The organism is Guyparkeria hydrothermalis, assembly GCF_023555375.1.
Lineage (GTDB): Bacteria > Pseudomonadota > Gammaproteobacteria > Halothiobacillales > Halothiobacillaceae > Guyparkeria > Guyparkeria hydrothermalis.
This window is the reverse complement of the sequence record NZ_JAJSEE010000001.1, coordinates 494,834-510,751: the sequence shown is the minus strand read 5'-3', so window position 1 is coordinate 510,751 and position 15,918 is coordinate 494,834. Positions and strand designations below refer to the sequence as shown.

Sequence of the window (15,918 nt, the reverse complement as noted above, 5' to 3'; positions counted from 1 at the left end):
AGCGAAGGAGGGCGGCAATGAGCGAGGAGTCCCGATCGAGCCAGTCATGGCATGCCGAGTCGCCCGATGCGGTGTTGGCAGGGCTTGAGACTCGTCCCGACGGCCTGACCGCCGCCGAGGTCACCGGGCGCCGCGAGCGCTTCGGCGCCAATCGCCTGCCCGAGGCCCCGCGCCCGCCTGCCTGGCGACGCCTGCTGCGCCAGTTCCACAACATCCTCATCTACGTCCTGCTGGGCGCGGCCGCCGTGACGGCCCTGCTGGGACACGGCATCGACACCGCCGTCATCCTGGCGGTGGTGCTGGCCAACGCGCTGATCGGTTTCATCCAGGAAGGCCGCGCGGAGCAGGCGATGGACGCCATCCGTCACATGCTGGCCCTCAAGGCGGCCGTGGTGCGTGACGGCCAGCGCCAGGCGATTCCGGGCGATGAGCTGGTGCCGGGCGACATCGTGCTGCTGGAGGCGGGTGACCGGGTGCCGGCCGACCTGCGCCTGCTCGAGGTCCACGACCTGCACGTCGACGAGGCGGTATTGACCGGCGAATCGCTTGCCGAGGAAAAGGCGGCCGAGGCGGTCGAGGCCGACACCCAGCTGGGCGACCGCCGCTCGATGGCCTACAGCGGCACCCTGGTGACCCGTGGCGCGGCCCGCGGCGTGGTCACCGCCACCGGTACCCACACCGAGCTGGGCCGGATCTCCGGGCTGATCGCGGGCGTGCAGACCCTGACCACGCCATTGCTCGAACAGATGAACCGCTTCGGTCGCTGGCTGACGGCCGTGATTCTCCTGGGCGCCGGTCTGATTCTCGCGCTGGGCGTCTGGTGGCGGGGAATGGCATTCGAGGAGACCTTCATGGTCGTGGTCGGATTGTCGGTCGCGGCCATCCCCGAAGGCCTGCCGGCCGTACTGACCATCACCCTGGCCGTCGGCGTGCAGGCGATGGCCCGCCGGCAGGCGATCGTCCGGCGCCTGCCGGCCATCGAGACCATCGGCTCGGTCTCCGTGATCTGTACCGACAAGACCGGCACGCTGACCCGCAACGAGATGGCGGTCTCCGAGGTGGCGCTCGCCGCGGCAACCCTGACGATCACCGGCGAGGGGTATTCGACCAGCGGCGAGGTGTTCCTCGACGGCCAGCCGGCCGGGCCGTCGACGCCGGCGTCATTCGACCGACTCGCGCGCACGGCGCTGTTGTGCAACGACGCCCACCTGCGCAGCGACGAGGGCAACTGGCGGGTCGAGGGCGATCCCATGGAAGGGGCCCTGCTGGCGATGGCCGGGCGGGCCGGCCTGGATCTGCGGGAGGAACGGGCGCGCTGGCGGCGCAACGACGCGATCCCCTTCGACGCGGCGCACCGCTTCATGGCCACCCTCGACCACGATCACGAGGGCCATGCGGCCATCTCGGTCAAGGGCGCCCCCGAGGCGGTGCTGGCGATGTGCGATCGGCAGGCCGCCGACGGGGACGAGACCGAGCCGTTGGACCGGGCATTCTGGGCCGAGCGGGCCGAGGCGCTGGCCGGCGAAGGCCAGCGGGTCCTGGCCCTGGCCTGGCGCCCGGTCGAGCCGTCGCAGACCGTGCTCGAGCGGTCCGAGGTGGGCGATGGGCTGATCCTGCTGGGGCTGGTGGGGCTGTCCGACCCGCCGCGGCCAGAGGCGATCGAGGCGGTGGCCGAATGCCGGCGGGCGGGCATTCGCGTCAAGATGATCACCGGCGATCACGCCGGCACGGCCCGCGCGATCGCCGCCCGGGTCGGTCTGGCGCGACCGGATCGCTCGCTGACCGGCGCGGAGATCGAGCACCTCTCGGACGCCGAGCTGATCGAACGCGTCACCGACGTCGACGTGTTCGCACGCACCAGCCCCGAGCACAAGCTGCGCCTGGTCGAGGCCCTGCAGTCGCTCGGCCAGAGCGTCGCGATGACCGGCGACGGGGTGAACGATGCCCCGGCGCTCAAGCGCGCCGATGCCGGGATTGCCATGGGGCGCAAGGGCAGCGAGGCGGCCAAGGAGGCCGCCGACCTGGTGCTGGTCGACGACAACTTCGCATCGATCGTGGCGGCCGTCCGCGAGGGCCGGACCGTCTACGACAACATCAAGAAGGTGATCAGCTGGACCCTGCCGACCAATGCCGGCGAGGCGCTGACCATCATCGTGGCCCTGCTGGCCGGCCTGACCCTGCCGGTAACACCCATCCAGATCCTGTGGATCAACCTGGTCACCGCGACCACGCTGGGGCTGGCGCTCGCCTTCGAGCCCAGCGAATCGAGCGTGATGAATCGCCCGCCACGACCGCGCAACGAGCCGGTCCTCACCGGCGGCTGGCTGATCTACATCGCGCTGGTGGCGCTGGTCTTTCTCGCGGCGGTCTTCGGCGTCTACCACCACGCGATCGCGCAGGGATATTCCCTGGAACTGGCCCGCACCATGGCGATGAACACCCTGGTGGTGCTCGAGATCTTCCAGCTGTTCTTCATCCGCAACCTGCACGGCTCGTCGCTCAGCCTCGACCTGATTCGCGGCACGCGTCCCGTCTGGCTGGCGGTGATCGTCGTCACGCTCGCGCAGTTGCTGGTGACCTACCTGCCGGCCATGCAGGGGGTGTTCGCCACCGAGGCCGTGCCGCTGGCCGACGGCCTGTTGATCCTCGCGGTCGGGGTGGCCTCGTTCGCCCTGATGGAGGTCTACAAGGCCGTCACCCGTCACATTGTCGGCGGGGTGGGCTGAGCGCCCGTCGCGGGAATTGCTACCATGGGCGTGGGATTGTCTGCGCCTCGGCGTAGCCAGTGATATACCGCCACTGACAGGAATGATTTTCGATGAGGTCTTGGTTATCGCGCAACGTGGGCCGATTGGTCCTCCTGCTGCTTGCCCTATTGCTGTTTGGCTGGGTGTTGAGCGGCGATGACAACGGCGGTGAGGTCGACACGCCCGAGCGCAGCACCACGGTGAAGGTCGGCCTTACCGGCAGTCATGCCGAGTCGGTCGAGCGGGTATTGCAACTCCAGGGGCAGGCCGAACCCGAGCAGGTGGTTCGAGTGCGGGCCAAGACGGGCGGCGAGGTCGCCGAGACTCCGGTGGAGGAAGGCGCGGTAGTCGAGGCCGACCAATTGCTCGCGCGGTTGACGCTGGATGATCGTCCCGCGCGGTTGAGCGAGGCCAAGGCCGCCGAACGGCGTGCCCAGGGTGATTACGATGCGGCGAGCCGACTGGCCGACCAGGGCTTTCAGGCGCGGCTGGCCGCCGAGCGCGCCCGTGCCGAACTCGAGGCCGCGCGGGCGCGGGTGGCCGCCATCGAGCTCGATATCGAACACACGGCAATCCCGACCCCGATCGCCGGGGTGCTCAATCGGCAGATCGCCCGAGTCGGCGACGTGGTCGCGGCGGGCGAACCGGTCGCCGAGATCGTCGAGAACAACCCCCTGCGCGCCGTGGTGCGCATCCCGCAGCACCGTATCCACGAGGTCGAGGAAGGACAGGCCGCCCGGGTGACCTTCCTGGATGGCCAGGTTCGGGAGGGTACGGTGCGTTACGTCTCGACCGTCGCCGAAGACGAGACACGGACCTTCCGGGCGCGGGTGGAGGTGGCCAACCCCGACCGCAACCTGCCGTCGGGCACCAGCGTCACGGTCGAGATTCCCGTCGAGGAGGTGCGTGCGCATGCCATTTCTCCGGCGCTGATCTCGCAGAGCGAGTCGGGCGAACTGGGCGTCAAGATCGCCGTGGACGGAGCGGCGGATGAACTCGAGGCCCGCTTCGTGCCGGTCACGCCGATCCGCGCCGATGCCGAGCAGGTCTGGGTGACCGGCCTGGACGACACGGTCCGCCTGATTTCGCTGGGCCAGGGCTTCGTGCGTGACGGCGATGTCATCGAGGTGGTGCCCACGGCGGAGGGTGAGCGGTGAACGGATTGCTTGCCGCGTTGTTCTCCCGCTCGCGCAGCGTACTGCTGGTCCTGCTGGCGCTGTTGGCCGCCGGCGGGACGGCCTACGTCCAGATCGCCAAGGAGGCCGCGCCCGACGTCGACGTACCGATCTTCTTCGTCACGGTCGCCTACCCGGGTATCTCGCCCGAGGACAGCGAGCGGTTGCTGGTCCGGCCGCTGGAACGCGAGCTGGCGGGGCTGGAGGGACTCGACGAGATGCAGGCCAGTGCCGGGGAGGGCTTTGCCCTGGTCCGGCTCGATTTCGATCCCGGCTACGACAACCGTCGCGCGCTGGCCGACGTGCGCGAGGAGGTGGACCTGGTGCGGCCCGAGCTCCCCCCGGGCGTCGAGGAGCCGGTGGTCACCGAGGTCGACCTGTCGATGTTCCCGGTGCTGATCGCCACCTTGTCCGGCTCGGCACCCGAGCGAACGTTGGTGCAGCGCGCCCGCGAGTTGCGCGACCGGATCGAGGCGCTACCCGGCGTGCTCGAGGTCGAGATCGGCGGCGATCGCGAGGACCTGCTCGAGGTGCTGGTCGACCCGCGCACGCTGGAGACCTACCGCCTGCCGTTCAACGACCTGGTCGCCGCGATCGAGCGCAACAACCAGCTGGTGGCGGCGGGGGCGCTCGATTCCGGGGCCGGGCGGCTGAACATCAAGGTGCCCGGGGTGATCGAATCGGTCAGCGACGTGCTCGAGCTGCCGGTGATCTCGCACGAGGGCACCGTGGTGACCTTCGACGAGGTCGCCGAGGCGCGGCGCACCTTCAAGGACCCGGAGGGATTTGCCCGGATCGACGGTGAGCCGGCCGTGTCGCTGGAGATACGCAAGCGGGCCGGGGCGAACATCCTCGAGACCGTCGCCGCGGCCCGCGAGGTGATCGAGGCCGAGCAGGCCGACTGGCCGGGCGGCATCCAGGTGCGCTACCTGCAGGACAGCGCCGAGGAGATCGACGACCTGCTCGGCGATCTGGAGAACAACGTCCTCACCGCCATCCTGCTGGTGATGCTCACCATCGTCTTTGCGCTGGGCGGGCGTTCGTCCTGGCTGGTGGGGCTGGCCATTCCCGGTGCCTTCCTCGGTGGGGTGCTGGTCCTGTACCTGATGGGCTTCACCCTCAATATCGTGGTGCTGTTCGCCCTGATCCTGGTGGTGGGCATGCTGGTCGACGGGGCGATCGTGGTGATCGAGCAGGCCGACCGGTACCTGGCCGAAGATCGCGGCAAGGGCGCCTACCTGGCGGCAGCGCAGCGCATGGCCTGGCCGATCATCGCCTCGGTGGCCACCACGCTGGCGGTGTTCTTCCCCATGCTCTTCTGGCCGGGGATGGTGGGCGAGTTCATGTTCTACCTGCCGGCCACCGTGATCGTCACCCTGCTGATGTCGCTGGCCATGGCGCTGGTATTCATCCCGGTCCTCGCGGCGATCCTCTCGCGCGGGCAGGGGGCCAGTCGCCCCGAACAAGTGCGCCACATCCAGGCGGCCGAGGCGGGCCGATTCGAGGAACTCGATGGCGGCACGGCCTGGTACGTCCGCCTGCTGCGCTGGGCCGTGGCCTACCCGGGCCAGACATTGGCCGCGGTAGCGCTGTTCACCGCCGCCCTCTACGTCGCCTACGGCGAACTGGGGCGCGGGGTGGATTTCTTCCCGGACGTCGAACCGAGCTTCGCCCAGGTCCAGATCCAGGCGCGCGGTGACCTGTCGGTCTGGGAGGTCGACGAGATGGTCCGTCGGGTCGAGGCACGCCTGTACGATCACCCGGCCTTCGAGAGCGTCTATGCCCGCAGCATTGCCTCGCCGCAGACACGCCTCACCCAGGACTATGCCGAGGACGTGATCGGAGTGATCCAGTTGGACCTTGTCGATTGGCAACGCCGCGGGCCGGCCGACGAGATCCTCGCCGACTTGCGCCAGGCACTGGACGATCTGCCCGGGGTGAAGCTGCAGTTCCTGACCGAGTCCGGTGGCCCTAGTGCCGGCAAGCCGGTGGTGCTCGAGGCATCCGCCACGGACGGCGGCAACGGCGTCGAGCCGCTGGTGGAGGCGATCGAGCATCTGCGTCTTGGCATGGCCGCGGTGGGCGGGTTCGTCGACGTCGAGGACAACCGCCCGTTGCCGGGCATCGAGATGCGTATCGAGGTGGATCATCGCGAGGCGGCCCGTTTCGGCGCCGACGTCAACCTGCTCGGTCGGGCCGTACAGATGCTCACCCGAGGTCTGGCGCTGGGTGGCTATCGCCCCGAGGATGCCGACGAGGAGGTCGACATCCGGGTGCGCTTTCCCTTCGACGAGCGCAACCTCGCCCAGCTGGTGAACCTGCGGGTGCCTACCCAGGCCGGCCTGGTGCCGGTGCGCAATTTCGTCGAGTTCGTGCCCGCCCCGAAGACCGGGGTGATCCACCGCGTCGACGGGCGTCGCACGCTGACACTCGAGGCCGACGTGGCTGCCGGGCAACTGGTCGACGAGCGCATGCGGGCGCTGCAGGACTGGTTGGCCGCCCACCCGATGCCCGAGAACGTCGAGCTCTCGGTGCGGGGTCAGCAGGAGGACCAGGCCGAGGCGGGGCGGTTTCTGTCCCTGGCGTTCCTGACGGCGATCGTGCTGATGGTCCTGATCCTGGTGACCCAGTTCAACAGCGTCTACCAGGCCCTGCTGGTGCTTACCGCGATCGTGTTCTCCACCAGCGGCGTGCTGCTGGGGCTGTTGCTGCGCGCCGAGCCGTTCTCCGTGGTGATGAGCGGCATCGGCGTGATCGCGCTGGCCGGGGTGGTGGTCAACAACAACATCGTGTTGATCGATACCTACAACCAGCTGCGCCGTGACGGGATCGAGCCGGTGGATGCCGCGTTGCGTACCGGTGCCCAGCGACTGCGTCCGGTGTTGCTGACGACCATCACCACGGTACTGGGGCTGATGCCGATGATCTTCGGCCTGACCATCGACGTCTTCGGGCGCGAGTTCTCCATCGGCGCGCCCTCGACCCAGTACTGGGTGCAACTGTCCACGGCAATCGCCGGTGGCCTGCTGGTGGCCACCCCGCTCACCCTGCTGTTCACGCCGGCAATGCTGGCCTGGTGGGATCGAAGGCGGTTCGGGGCGGGTTGATCAGATCAGCCAGGCGGTCACGAGTCCGGCGGCCACGGAGAGGATCATGGGCCCGGCGACGTGCAGGCCGAGCTGGCGGGTGCCGATCGCCCCGGCGATGCCCGTCTTGACCAGGTTGTTGACCGCCGAGGCGATGATGATGCCCATCACGGCGGTCTCGAGCGTGATCGATTCGCGGGCCATGCGGGTCAGGGAGAGGTTGATCGCGTCGACATCGGCCACGCCCGACGAGGCGGCCAGCAGGAAGATGCCGGCGCTGCCCAGCCACTCGCGCAGCCATTCGCCGGCGAGCATGATCGCCGTGAGCAGGGCGCCGAACAGCAGCGCCGAGGTCAGGTCGAGGGGGTTCTGCGTCAGCTCCGGCTGCTTGATCGCATCGATGTTGCGTGCGCGGCGCCACATCCAGATCGCCGGTACGACGATCAGCACGGTCATTACCAGCAGCGGCCAGAGTAGCGCCGAGAAGATCGGGGGATGGACCGCGGTGGCGACCAGCAGCACCCGCGGGAACATGGTGCCGCAGGCGATCAGGATGCCCACGGCCAGCATCGGTCCCAGCCCCGGCGTCTGCTGCGATTGCCGGGCGAACTGCAGGGTCAGGGCGGTCGAGGAACTCAGACCGGCGAACAGGCTGGTGAACAGGATGCCCTTCTCGGCGCCGCCGACGCGGATGGCGAAGTAGCCGACGAACGAGATCGAGGCTATCAGCACCACCATCCACCAGATCTGGTAGGGATTGAGGGCACCACCCGGGCCCAGCGGCTCGTTGGGCAGCAGCGGCAGCATCACCACGCTGATCAGCAGGAGCTTCAGGGCGGCGTCCAGTTCGCGCGCCTCGAGCTTGTGCAGCAGGCCGTGGATCTCGTCCTTGTTGTCGAGGATCATCGCCGTGACCACCGCCGCGGCGGTGGCGATCACCACGTCGACGCCCACGGCGATCGCCCCGAGGCAGAAGGTGATCAGCAGGCCGATGCTGCCCGTGATGCTGAAGTTGCGCACGCTCTGCGCGCGGGTGCGCCAGGCAACCAGCGCAATGGCGGCAACGGCGATCAGCAGGGTGGGGAAGGCCCAGCCGGTCAGCGTCTCGGAAAGCAGGGCGGCCAGCCCGCCCAACAGCCCCACCAGGCTGTGGGTGCGGATGCCGGCGATGCGTTCGCCCGGTTCCTGCTGGCGGGTCGACCAGCCGCGCTCCAGGCCGATCAGCGCGCCGAGCAGCAGGGCGACGGCCAGCAGTGCCAGCGTCTGGTTGTCCTGCAGGAACTGTGAGGTCAGACTGTCCATGTCGGCTCCGGATCGGGGTGGGGCGGGTCAGACCACCGAATCAGGCTGCCCGGTTCAGACAGCCTGGCCGGCGGCGACGCCCGAGGCCCAGGCCCATTGGAAATTGTGCCCGCCGAGGTGGCCGGTCACGTCGACCACCTCGCCGATGAAGAATAGACCCGGTTGCCCCTGGGCTTCCATGGTCTGCGAGGACAATGCCCGGGTATCGACCCCGCCCAGGGTGACCTCGGCCGTCCGGTAGCCCTCGGTGCCGGCGGGGTGCACGGTCCAGCGATGCAAGCGCTCGGCGACTGCCGCGAGATCCTCGCGGGAATACTCCTGCAGCGGGCGCGACCAGCCGTGCCAGTCGCACAGCACCCGACTCAGGCGTCGCGGCAGGTGTTCGTCGAGGTACTGCAACACCGTGCCCTGCGGTCGATGCGCGCGCCGCTCGGCGAGATCCGCGGCCGTGTCCCGCCCGGGCAGCAGGTCGATCACCAGCGGCTCGCCGGGTTGCCAGAAGCTCGAGATCTGCAGCATGGCCGGACCGGACAGGCCGCGGTGGGTGAACAGCATCGGCTCCTCGAAACGCATCCCGTTGGCCGTGGCCGCAACGGGAACGCTGATCCCGGCCAGCGGGGCGAGGCGTTCCTTGAGATCGGGGTGCAGGGTGAAGGGCACCAGCCCGGCGCGGGTGGGCAGGATCGTCAGGCCGAACTGCCGGGCGACCTCGTAGCCGAACGGGGTCGCGCCCATGGTCGGGATCGAGAGTCCGCCGGTCGCGATCACCAGCGATTCGCTCGTGATCGTGTCGCCATCGATAGCCACGTGGTAACCGTCGTCGCTGGCCTCGATCGCCTCGACCGGCGTTTTCATTCGCACCTCCACGCCGGCCCACTCGCATTCGGTGAGCAGCATGTCGACGATTTCCTTCGCCTTGCCGGCACAGAACAGCTGGCCGGCGGCCTTTTCCACATGCTCGATGCCGTGGCGTTCGACCAGCTCGAGGAAGGCCTGCGGCGGGTAGCGCTTGAGCGCGGAAATGCAGAAGCGCGGGTTGGCGGAGAGGAACTGGTTCGGGGTGCTGTTGAGGTTGGTGAAGTTGCAGCGCCCGCCACCGGACATCAGGATCTTCTGCCCCGCCTTGCGGGCGTGGTCGAGCACCAGCACCCGGCGGCCGCGGTAGCCCGCCGTCGCCGCGCACATCAGTCCGGCCGCGCCGGCGCCAACAATCACCACGTCCACCTGCATGGGGCCTCGGTTCGCTCGTTTGCTCGAATGGGACCGCATCATAGCAATGCCGTCGCGAACGCCGCGCCTCGGGGCGGCATGCGTACTATGCTGAACGCTGCATTCGGCCACCTACATGTCCCGTGGAAATCCCATGTCACTGTTTCGTCCGATTGGTTGGCTCGGTCCAGCCGCCAGCCCGACTCGCCCACTCCTGCCGCTGCTCTCCATGCTGTTGGTGGTCCTGGCACCGCCGTCTCTCCACGCCCAGGCCGACCGCCCGGCCACCGCCGTGATCGCCTCGGATGCCGAGCGCCAGACCTGGTCGGACCCGCTCGAGGCGCTGGGCACGGTGCGCGCCGACGAGTCGGTGACCCTGTCGGCGACGGTCACCGAGATCATCGGCGCGGTGCACTTCGATGATGGCCAGCGCGTGGAGCAGGGCGACCTGCTGGTGCACCTCGAGGATCTCGAGGAGCAGGCCGAGCTGGCGGCGGCCCAGGCCCGACTGGTCGAACAGCGGAACGTGCTGGCGCGCGCCCGGGATCTCGCCGAGCGCAACCTCGGTGCCCGTGCGGAGCTCGAGGACGCCCGTGCCCGGGTCCAGCAGGCCCAGGCGGAGATCGAGGCGGCCCAGGCCCGGCTCGCCGCCCATCGTATTCATGCCCCGTTCGACGGCGTGGTGGGGCTGCGCGAGATCAGCCCCGGCATGCTGGTTTCTCCGGGCACGGCGCTGGTGCGGCTCGACAAGCTCGACGTGGTCGACGTGGATTTCACGGTGCCGTCGCGCCACCTCGGCGCCATCTCGCGTGGCCAGACCATCACGGCAAGCACCGATGCCTACCCCGATCGGCGTTTTTCCGGTCGGGTGACGGGCATCGACAACCGCATCGACCCGGCCACGCGCAGCATCACCCTGCGCGCGCGCATCGACAACGACGACGGCGCGCTGCGCCCCGGCCAACTGATGCAGACCATCCTCGAGCGCGACCGCCGTGAGGTGGTGGCCGTGCCCGAATCGGTGCTGCTGCCACAGGGCGAGCACCAGTACCTGTTCGTGATCGACCGGGACGCCATGACCGTCGAGCGCCGCGAAGTCGAGATCGGCGAGCGCCGCGAGGGCTGGGTCGAGGTGACCGGCGGGCTCGAGCCGGGCGAGCGGCTGGTGCGTCACGGCATCCAGAAGGTGCGTGATGGCGATGCCGTGCGCGTGCTGGCCGTGGCCGACGAGGACAACCCGATCCGCGAGATCCTGCGTCGTCATCGCGACACGCTCGAAAGCCCGCGGGGCGAGCCGTGATCCTCTCCGACGTATCCGTTCGCCGGCCGGTGTTGGCCGGGGTGCTGGCCGCGCTGCTGGTCGCCTTCGGCCTGATCGCGCTCGAGCGCCTGCCCCTGCAGGAATACCCGCATATCGACCCGCCCGTGGTCAGCGTCGACACCCGCTATCCCGGTGCCTCGGCCTCCGTGGTCGAGACCCGCATCACCCAGGTGCTCGAGGACCGCATTGCCGGGGTCGAGGGCATCGAGATGATCACCTCCTCGAGCGAGGACGGGCGTTCGTCGATCACCGTGGAATTCGCCCTGTCGCGCGATCTGGACGCCGCGGCCAACGACATGCGCGATCGCATCAACGGTGCGCTCGACAACCTGCCCGAGGAAGCCGACCCACCGGAGGTCGAGAAGGCGGACTCCTCCAGCGAGGTGGTGCTCTGGTTGGGCCTGTCCGGCGAGGAGTATTCCATCGCCGAGCTGACCGACTACGCCGAGCGCTACCTGGTCGATCGCTTCTCCGTGCTGCCCGGGGTGGCGCGGGTGCGGGTCTCGGGCAGCCAGACCTACTCGATGCGGGTCTGGCTGGACCGGCAGGCGCTGGCCGCTCACGGGCTCGCGGTCGGCGACATCGAATCGGCGTTGCGGGCCGAGAACGTGGAATTGCCGGCCGGGTCGATCGAGTCGCGCGAACGCCAGTTCATCGTGCGCCTGCCGCGCAATTTCGAGACGGCGGGCGACTTTCGCGACCTGGTGATCAAGCGCGGCGAGGGCGGCCACCTGGTGCGGCTCGACGACGTCGCCCGCGTGGAGGTGGGCGCGGTCGAGACCCGCAGCATCTTCCGCGAGAACGGCGTGCCGCGTGTCGGCCTCGGCATGATCAAGCAGTCGACGGCCAACGTGCTGGAGATCGCCCGCGGCGCCAAGGCCGAGCGCGAGCGCCTGCTCGACACGCTGCCCGAGGGGATGACGCTCAATCTCAGCTACGACACCTCGGTGTTCGTCGACAGCGCCGTGCGCCAGGTGGTCTCGACCCTGTTCATCGCCATCGGGCTGGTGGTGCTGACCATCTTCCTGTTCCTGGGCAACCTGCGTAGCACCCTGATCCCGGCGATCACCGTGCCCATCGCCCTGATCGGCACCTTCGCCGCGCTCTATCTGTTCGGGTTCACCATCAACCTGCTCACGTTGCTGGCCCTGGTGCTGGCGATCGGGCTGATCGTCGATGACGCGATCATCGTGCTGGAGAACGTCAATCGCCGCATCCAGGAATACGGGGAAACCCCGCTGGTCGCCGCCTTCCGCGGCACTCGCCAGATCGGGTTTGCCGTGGTGGCCACCACCCTGGTGCTGATCGCGGTGTTTGTGCCGCTGACCTTCATCCAGGGCGACATCGGGCGGCTGTTCTCGGAGTTCGCCCTGACCCTCGCGGCGGCCGTGGTGATCTCGAGCTTTCTCGCCCTGACGCTCACCCCGATGATGGCCTCAAAGATCCTCGGCAAGCGCGAGCAGTCCGGACGTCTGGCCGCCCTGGTCCAGACGCTGCTCGATGCCAGTCGGCGCGGCTACCGTGTGCTGCTGCGCGCCGCACTGCGCCTGCGCTGGCTGGTGGTGATCCTGTTTCTCGGCGCGGTCGCCGGGACCGTCTGGCTGGCCGACCAGTTGCCACGCGAATACACGCCGTCAGAGGATCGCGGGGCGTTCTTCATCGTGGTCAACGGGCCCGAGGGGGCGAGTTTCGACTTCATGCTCGACTACATGGACGAGATCGAGGCCCGGCTCGGGCCGCTGATCGAGTCGGGCGAGGTCGAGCGCGCCCTGATCCGCGCGCCGCGTGGCTGGGGCAATATCGAGAACTTCAACACCGGCTTCGGCATCGTGATCCTGGACGACTGGGCCAATCGTCGTTCCGGTTGGGCGATCATGGACGAGGTGCGCACCCTGGTCGCCGACCTGCCCGGGGTGCGCGCCTTCCCGGTGATGCGCCAGGGCTTCGGTCAGCAGGTGCAGAAACCCGTGCAGTTCGTCCTTGGTGGCGGCGAGTACGAGGAACTGGCCGAGTGGCGCGACACGCTGTTTGCCCATATCCGCGACGACAATCCGCGCCTGACCGGACTGGACTCCGACTACAAGGAAACCCAGCCGCAGCTCAAGATCGAGATCGACTACGACCGGGCCGCCGACCTGGGCGTGACGATCACCGAGATCGGCCGCACGCTGGAAACCCTGCTGGGCGGGCGCACGGTGACGCGCTACGTCGATGACGGCGAGGAGTACGACGTCATCCTCGAGGGCGAACGCGAGAACCAGCGCAGCCCGCGGGCGATCGACAACATCTACGTGCGCTCGGCGAGCAGCGGCGAGCTGATTCCCCTGGGCAGCCTGGTGACCCTGACGGACTTCGCCGGTCCGGCGACCCTCAACCGCTTCAACCGGGTGCGCTCGATCACGATCGAGGCCGACCTGGCCGATGGCTACCCGCTGGGCGAGGCGTTGACCTACCTCGAGGACACGGTCGACGAGATCCTGCCGCCCGAGGCCCAGACCGACGTCAAGGGCCAGTCACGCGACTACCGCGAGGCGGGCGGGGCGACCGTGTTCATGCTGGTACTCGGTGCCCTGGTGGTGTTCCTGGTGCTCGCCGCACAGTTCGAGAGCCTGGTCCATCCGTTCGTGATCATGCTGACCGTGCCGCTGGCGATCCTCGGCGCGCTGCTGGGGCTGCATCTGACCGGTCTGTCGCTGAATATCTACAGCCAGGTCGGGCTGGTGATGCTGGTGGGGCTGGCGGCGAAGAACGGCATCCTGATCGTCGAGTTCGCCAACCAGCTGCGCGACGGCGGCCGCGCCTTCGCCGAGGCGCTCGAAGAGGCTGCGGTCACGCGCTTGCGCCCGATCCTGATGACGGCGGTGACCACCATGGCCGGTGCCATCCCGCTGATCGTCTCGTCGGGTGCCGGGGCGGAGACGCGGTTGGTGATCGGGACGGTGATATTCGCCGGGGTGGCGCTGGCGACCGTGCTGACGCTGTTCGTCGTGCCGGTGGCCTACGATCTCTTGGCGCGGCGGACGGGGTCGCCGGGGGATGTGGGGCGGCGACTCGAGCGCGAGATGTCGGAGGATTCGGTGGTCTGAGTATTGTGATTGGGATGGGGTTTCGCACGCCAAGTGTGCGGAGTGGCACGGACTGATCGCCGTGCGCGGCGTGCGAGTCGATTTTCTTGCTTGTCCAAGAAAACCGACGAAAAGAAGACACCCCGATGCCTTGGCCCTCCGGGCCTGATCGCCGCGGATTGCATCCGCGACGATCAGCCTCGCGAACGAGGGATTGCGGACGGGTCGGTTCGACGCGACGTCCTGTCGCGGCGAACCTCGGGCTCGCGTCCATGCGAGCCCGACCCTGCAACCCCTCGCTCGCGAGGCAAGGCACAAGGGGATTTGAACCTTCGATCGCACTTTAAGCACCAGATCCTGGCGTTTGGGTTGCCTTGAGAAGTTGAATCACGCCGCCGGATGGTCGGGAACGACGTCCCCCTTGTGTCCTGCCTCACGGCTGGTGGGTGGCTCGGGGGCGGAGCGACAGGGACGTCGCTCCGAGGCTCGCCGTGACAGGAGGTCACGTCGAGCCGGCCCCGAAGCCGGCCGCCAGTCGTGAGGCTTCGAGTCCGGACACCGTCCGGGCTCGAAGGCCCGCAGGGCCAGGACGCCGGGGTGCCCTTCTTTTCGCCCCTTTTCTTGGGCAAGCAAGAAAAGGGGTTCGCGCGCCGGGCACGGCGGCCAATTCAAGCTGCTGAGCGTAAACGGCGTGCGAAACACACCCCACCGGTCGCTTACCGGTTCGGTGCCACGCACCCGGCATGCGAAACTCCTCACCTCGTCACATCACGGAAACTGCGCATGACCATCTGGGTCGACGCCGACGCCTGCCCCGTCCCCATCAAGCAGATGCTCTTCCGCGCCGCCGATCGCGTCGGCGTGGACGTGGTGCTGGTGGCCAATCACCCCATCGCCGTGCCGCGCTCGAGGCGCGTGCGCTTCATGCAGGTGGCACCGGGCTTCGATGTCGCGGACAATGCCATCGTCGAGGCAGCCTCGCCCGGCGATCTGGTGATCTCGGCGGACATCGAGCTGGCCGCCGACGCGCTGGCCAAGGGCGTGGCGGTGATCGGCCCGCGCGGCGAGGCGTTTTCCGCCGAGTCGATCCGCGGCCGGCAGGTCCAGCGCGAGTTCATGCAGACCCTGCGCGAGAGCGGGGTGGCCACCGGCGGGCCGCCGCCGCTGGGGCCCAAGGACAAGCAGGCCTTCGCCGGCGCGCTCGAGCGCTGGCTGAACCAGTACCAACGAGCACAAGGCGAGAACAAGGCATGACCCTGCGACAGATCGTTCTGGATACCGAGACCACCGGCATGCCGGTCGAGGAGGGCCACCGGCTGATCGAGATCGGCGCGGTCGAGCTGGTCGAGCGCCGTCTGACGCACCGCAACTACCACCAGTACCTCAACCCGGAGCGGGCGGTGGACGCGGGGGCGTTCGCGGTCCACGGCCTGTCGAACGACTTCCTGGAAAACAAACCGCGTTTCCATGAGATCGTCGACGAATTCCTCGACTACGTCCGCGGCGCGGAGCTGATCATTCACAACGCGGCGTTCGACGTCGGCTTTCTCGATGCCGAGCTCAAGCGCGCCGGCTACCCGCCATTGTCCGAGCACGTCGACCTGGTCACGGACTCCCTGGCGATCGCCCGCGACAAGCACCCCGGTCAGCGCAACAGCCTCGATGCCCTGTGCCGTCGTTACCAGATCGACAACTCCGAGCGCACGCTGCACGGCGCGCTCCTGGACTCGGAGATCCTTGCCGACGTGTACCTCGCGCTGACCGGCGGGCAATGGGATCTCTCCTTCGACAACCCCGCCGAGACGGCAACGGGGGCGCAGGCCGCCCTCGGCACCATCCGCGCCGACCGGCCGCGCCTGCGCGTGATCGAGCCCGAGGCGGAGGCCGCCGCGGCCCATGCCGAGTGGGTCGAACGATTGCAGCAGACCGACGAGGGGTTCGCCTGGCCGCGCCTTTCCTCCTGACGACCCCCGACGCGGCCGCGTCGCGTGTCACCGTTCGACTTGAATCAGG

The 15,918-nt window shown here is 68.7% G+C and carries 9 protein-coding genes; 7 read left to right on the top strand and 2 right to left on the bottom strand.

Annotated elements, in window-relative coordinates; translation table 11 throughout:
* The first annotated feature begins 17 nt into the window (after window positions 1-17).
* From LV475_RS02220 to LV475_RS02210, 3 genes are all read left to right on the top strand, one after another.
* Window positions 18-2,726: an HAD-IC family P-type ATPase gene (locus LV475_RS02220; RefSeq protein WP_250105691.1), complete on the top strand. Its 2,709-nt coding sequence runs from the start codon at window positions 18-20 to the stop codon at window positions 2,724-2,726.
* Window positions 2,727-2,818: 92 nt separating this feature from the next.
* Window positions 2,819-3,904 (top strand): efflux RND transporter periplasmic adaptor subunit, encoded by a 1,086-nt coding sequence (locus LV475_RS02215; protein ID WP_136866251.1) that lies wholly within the window; start codon window positions 2,819-2,821, stop codon window positions 3,902-3,904.
* Window positions 3,901-7,029: an efflux RND transporter permease subunit gene (locus LV475_RS02210; protein WP_250105690.1), complete on the top strand. Its 3,129-nt coding sequence runs from the start codon at window positions 3,901-3,903 to the stop codon at window positions 7,027-7,029. Before LV475_RS02215 ends, LV475_RS02210 begins: the two co-directional genes overlap by 4 nt.
* Here LV475_RS02210 and LV475_RS02205 read toward each other — a convergent pair whose 3' ends face one another.
* Both LV475_RS02205 and LV475_RS02200 read right to left on the bottom strand, forming a co-directional pair.
* Complete coding sequence (locus LV475_RS02205) at window positions 7,030-8,310, bottom strand: MgtC/SapB family protein (protein WP_136866253.1); 1,281 nt, start codon at window positions 8,308-8,310, stop codon at window positions 7,030-7,032.
* A 54-nt stretch (window positions 8,311-8,364) separates the two neighbouring features.
* Window positions 8,365-9,540: a BaiN/RdsA family NAD(P)/FAD-dependent oxidoreductase gene (locus tag LV475_RS02200; protein WP_211238774.1), complete on the bottom strand. Its 1,176-nt coding sequence runs from the start codon at window positions 9,538-9,540 to the stop codon at window positions 8,365-8,367.
* A 133-nt stretch (window positions 9,541-9,673) separates the two neighbouring features.
* Between LV475_RS02200 and LV475_RS02195 the strand changes: the two genes are divergently transcribed.
* From LV475_RS02195 to dnaQ, 4 genes are all read left to right on the top strand, one after another.
* The gene (locus LV475_RS02195; protein WP_136866255.1) at window positions 9,674-10,819 is read left to right on the top strand and encodes an efflux RND transporter periplasmic adaptor subunit; all 1,146 of its coding nucleotides are present in this window, start codon (window positions 9,674-9,676) and stop codon (window positions 10,817-10,819) included.
* Entirely contained in the window at window positions 10,816-13,926 is a 3,111-nt protein-coding gene (locus LV475_RS02190; RefSeq protein ID WP_136866256.1) for an efflux RND transporter permease subunit, read from the top strand. Before LV475_RS02195 ends, LV475_RS02190 begins: the two co-directional genes overlap by 4 nt.
* Window positions 13,927-14,688: 762 nt before the next feature.
* Entirely contained in the window at window positions 14,689-15,159 is a 471-nt protein-coding gene (locus tag LV475_RS02185) for a YaiI/YqxD family protein (RefSeq protein WP_136866257.1), read from the top strand.
* A 2-nt stretch (window positions 15,160-15,161) separates the two neighbouring features.
* On the top strand, window positions 15,162-15,869 hold the full coding sequence (dnaQ, locus tag LV475_RS02180; protein ID WP_197039295.1) for a DNA polymerase III subunit epsilon: 708 nt from the start codon (window positions 15,162-15,164) through the stop codon (window positions 15,867-15,869).
* The last annotated feature ends 49 nt before the right edge of the window (window positions 15,870-15,918 follow it).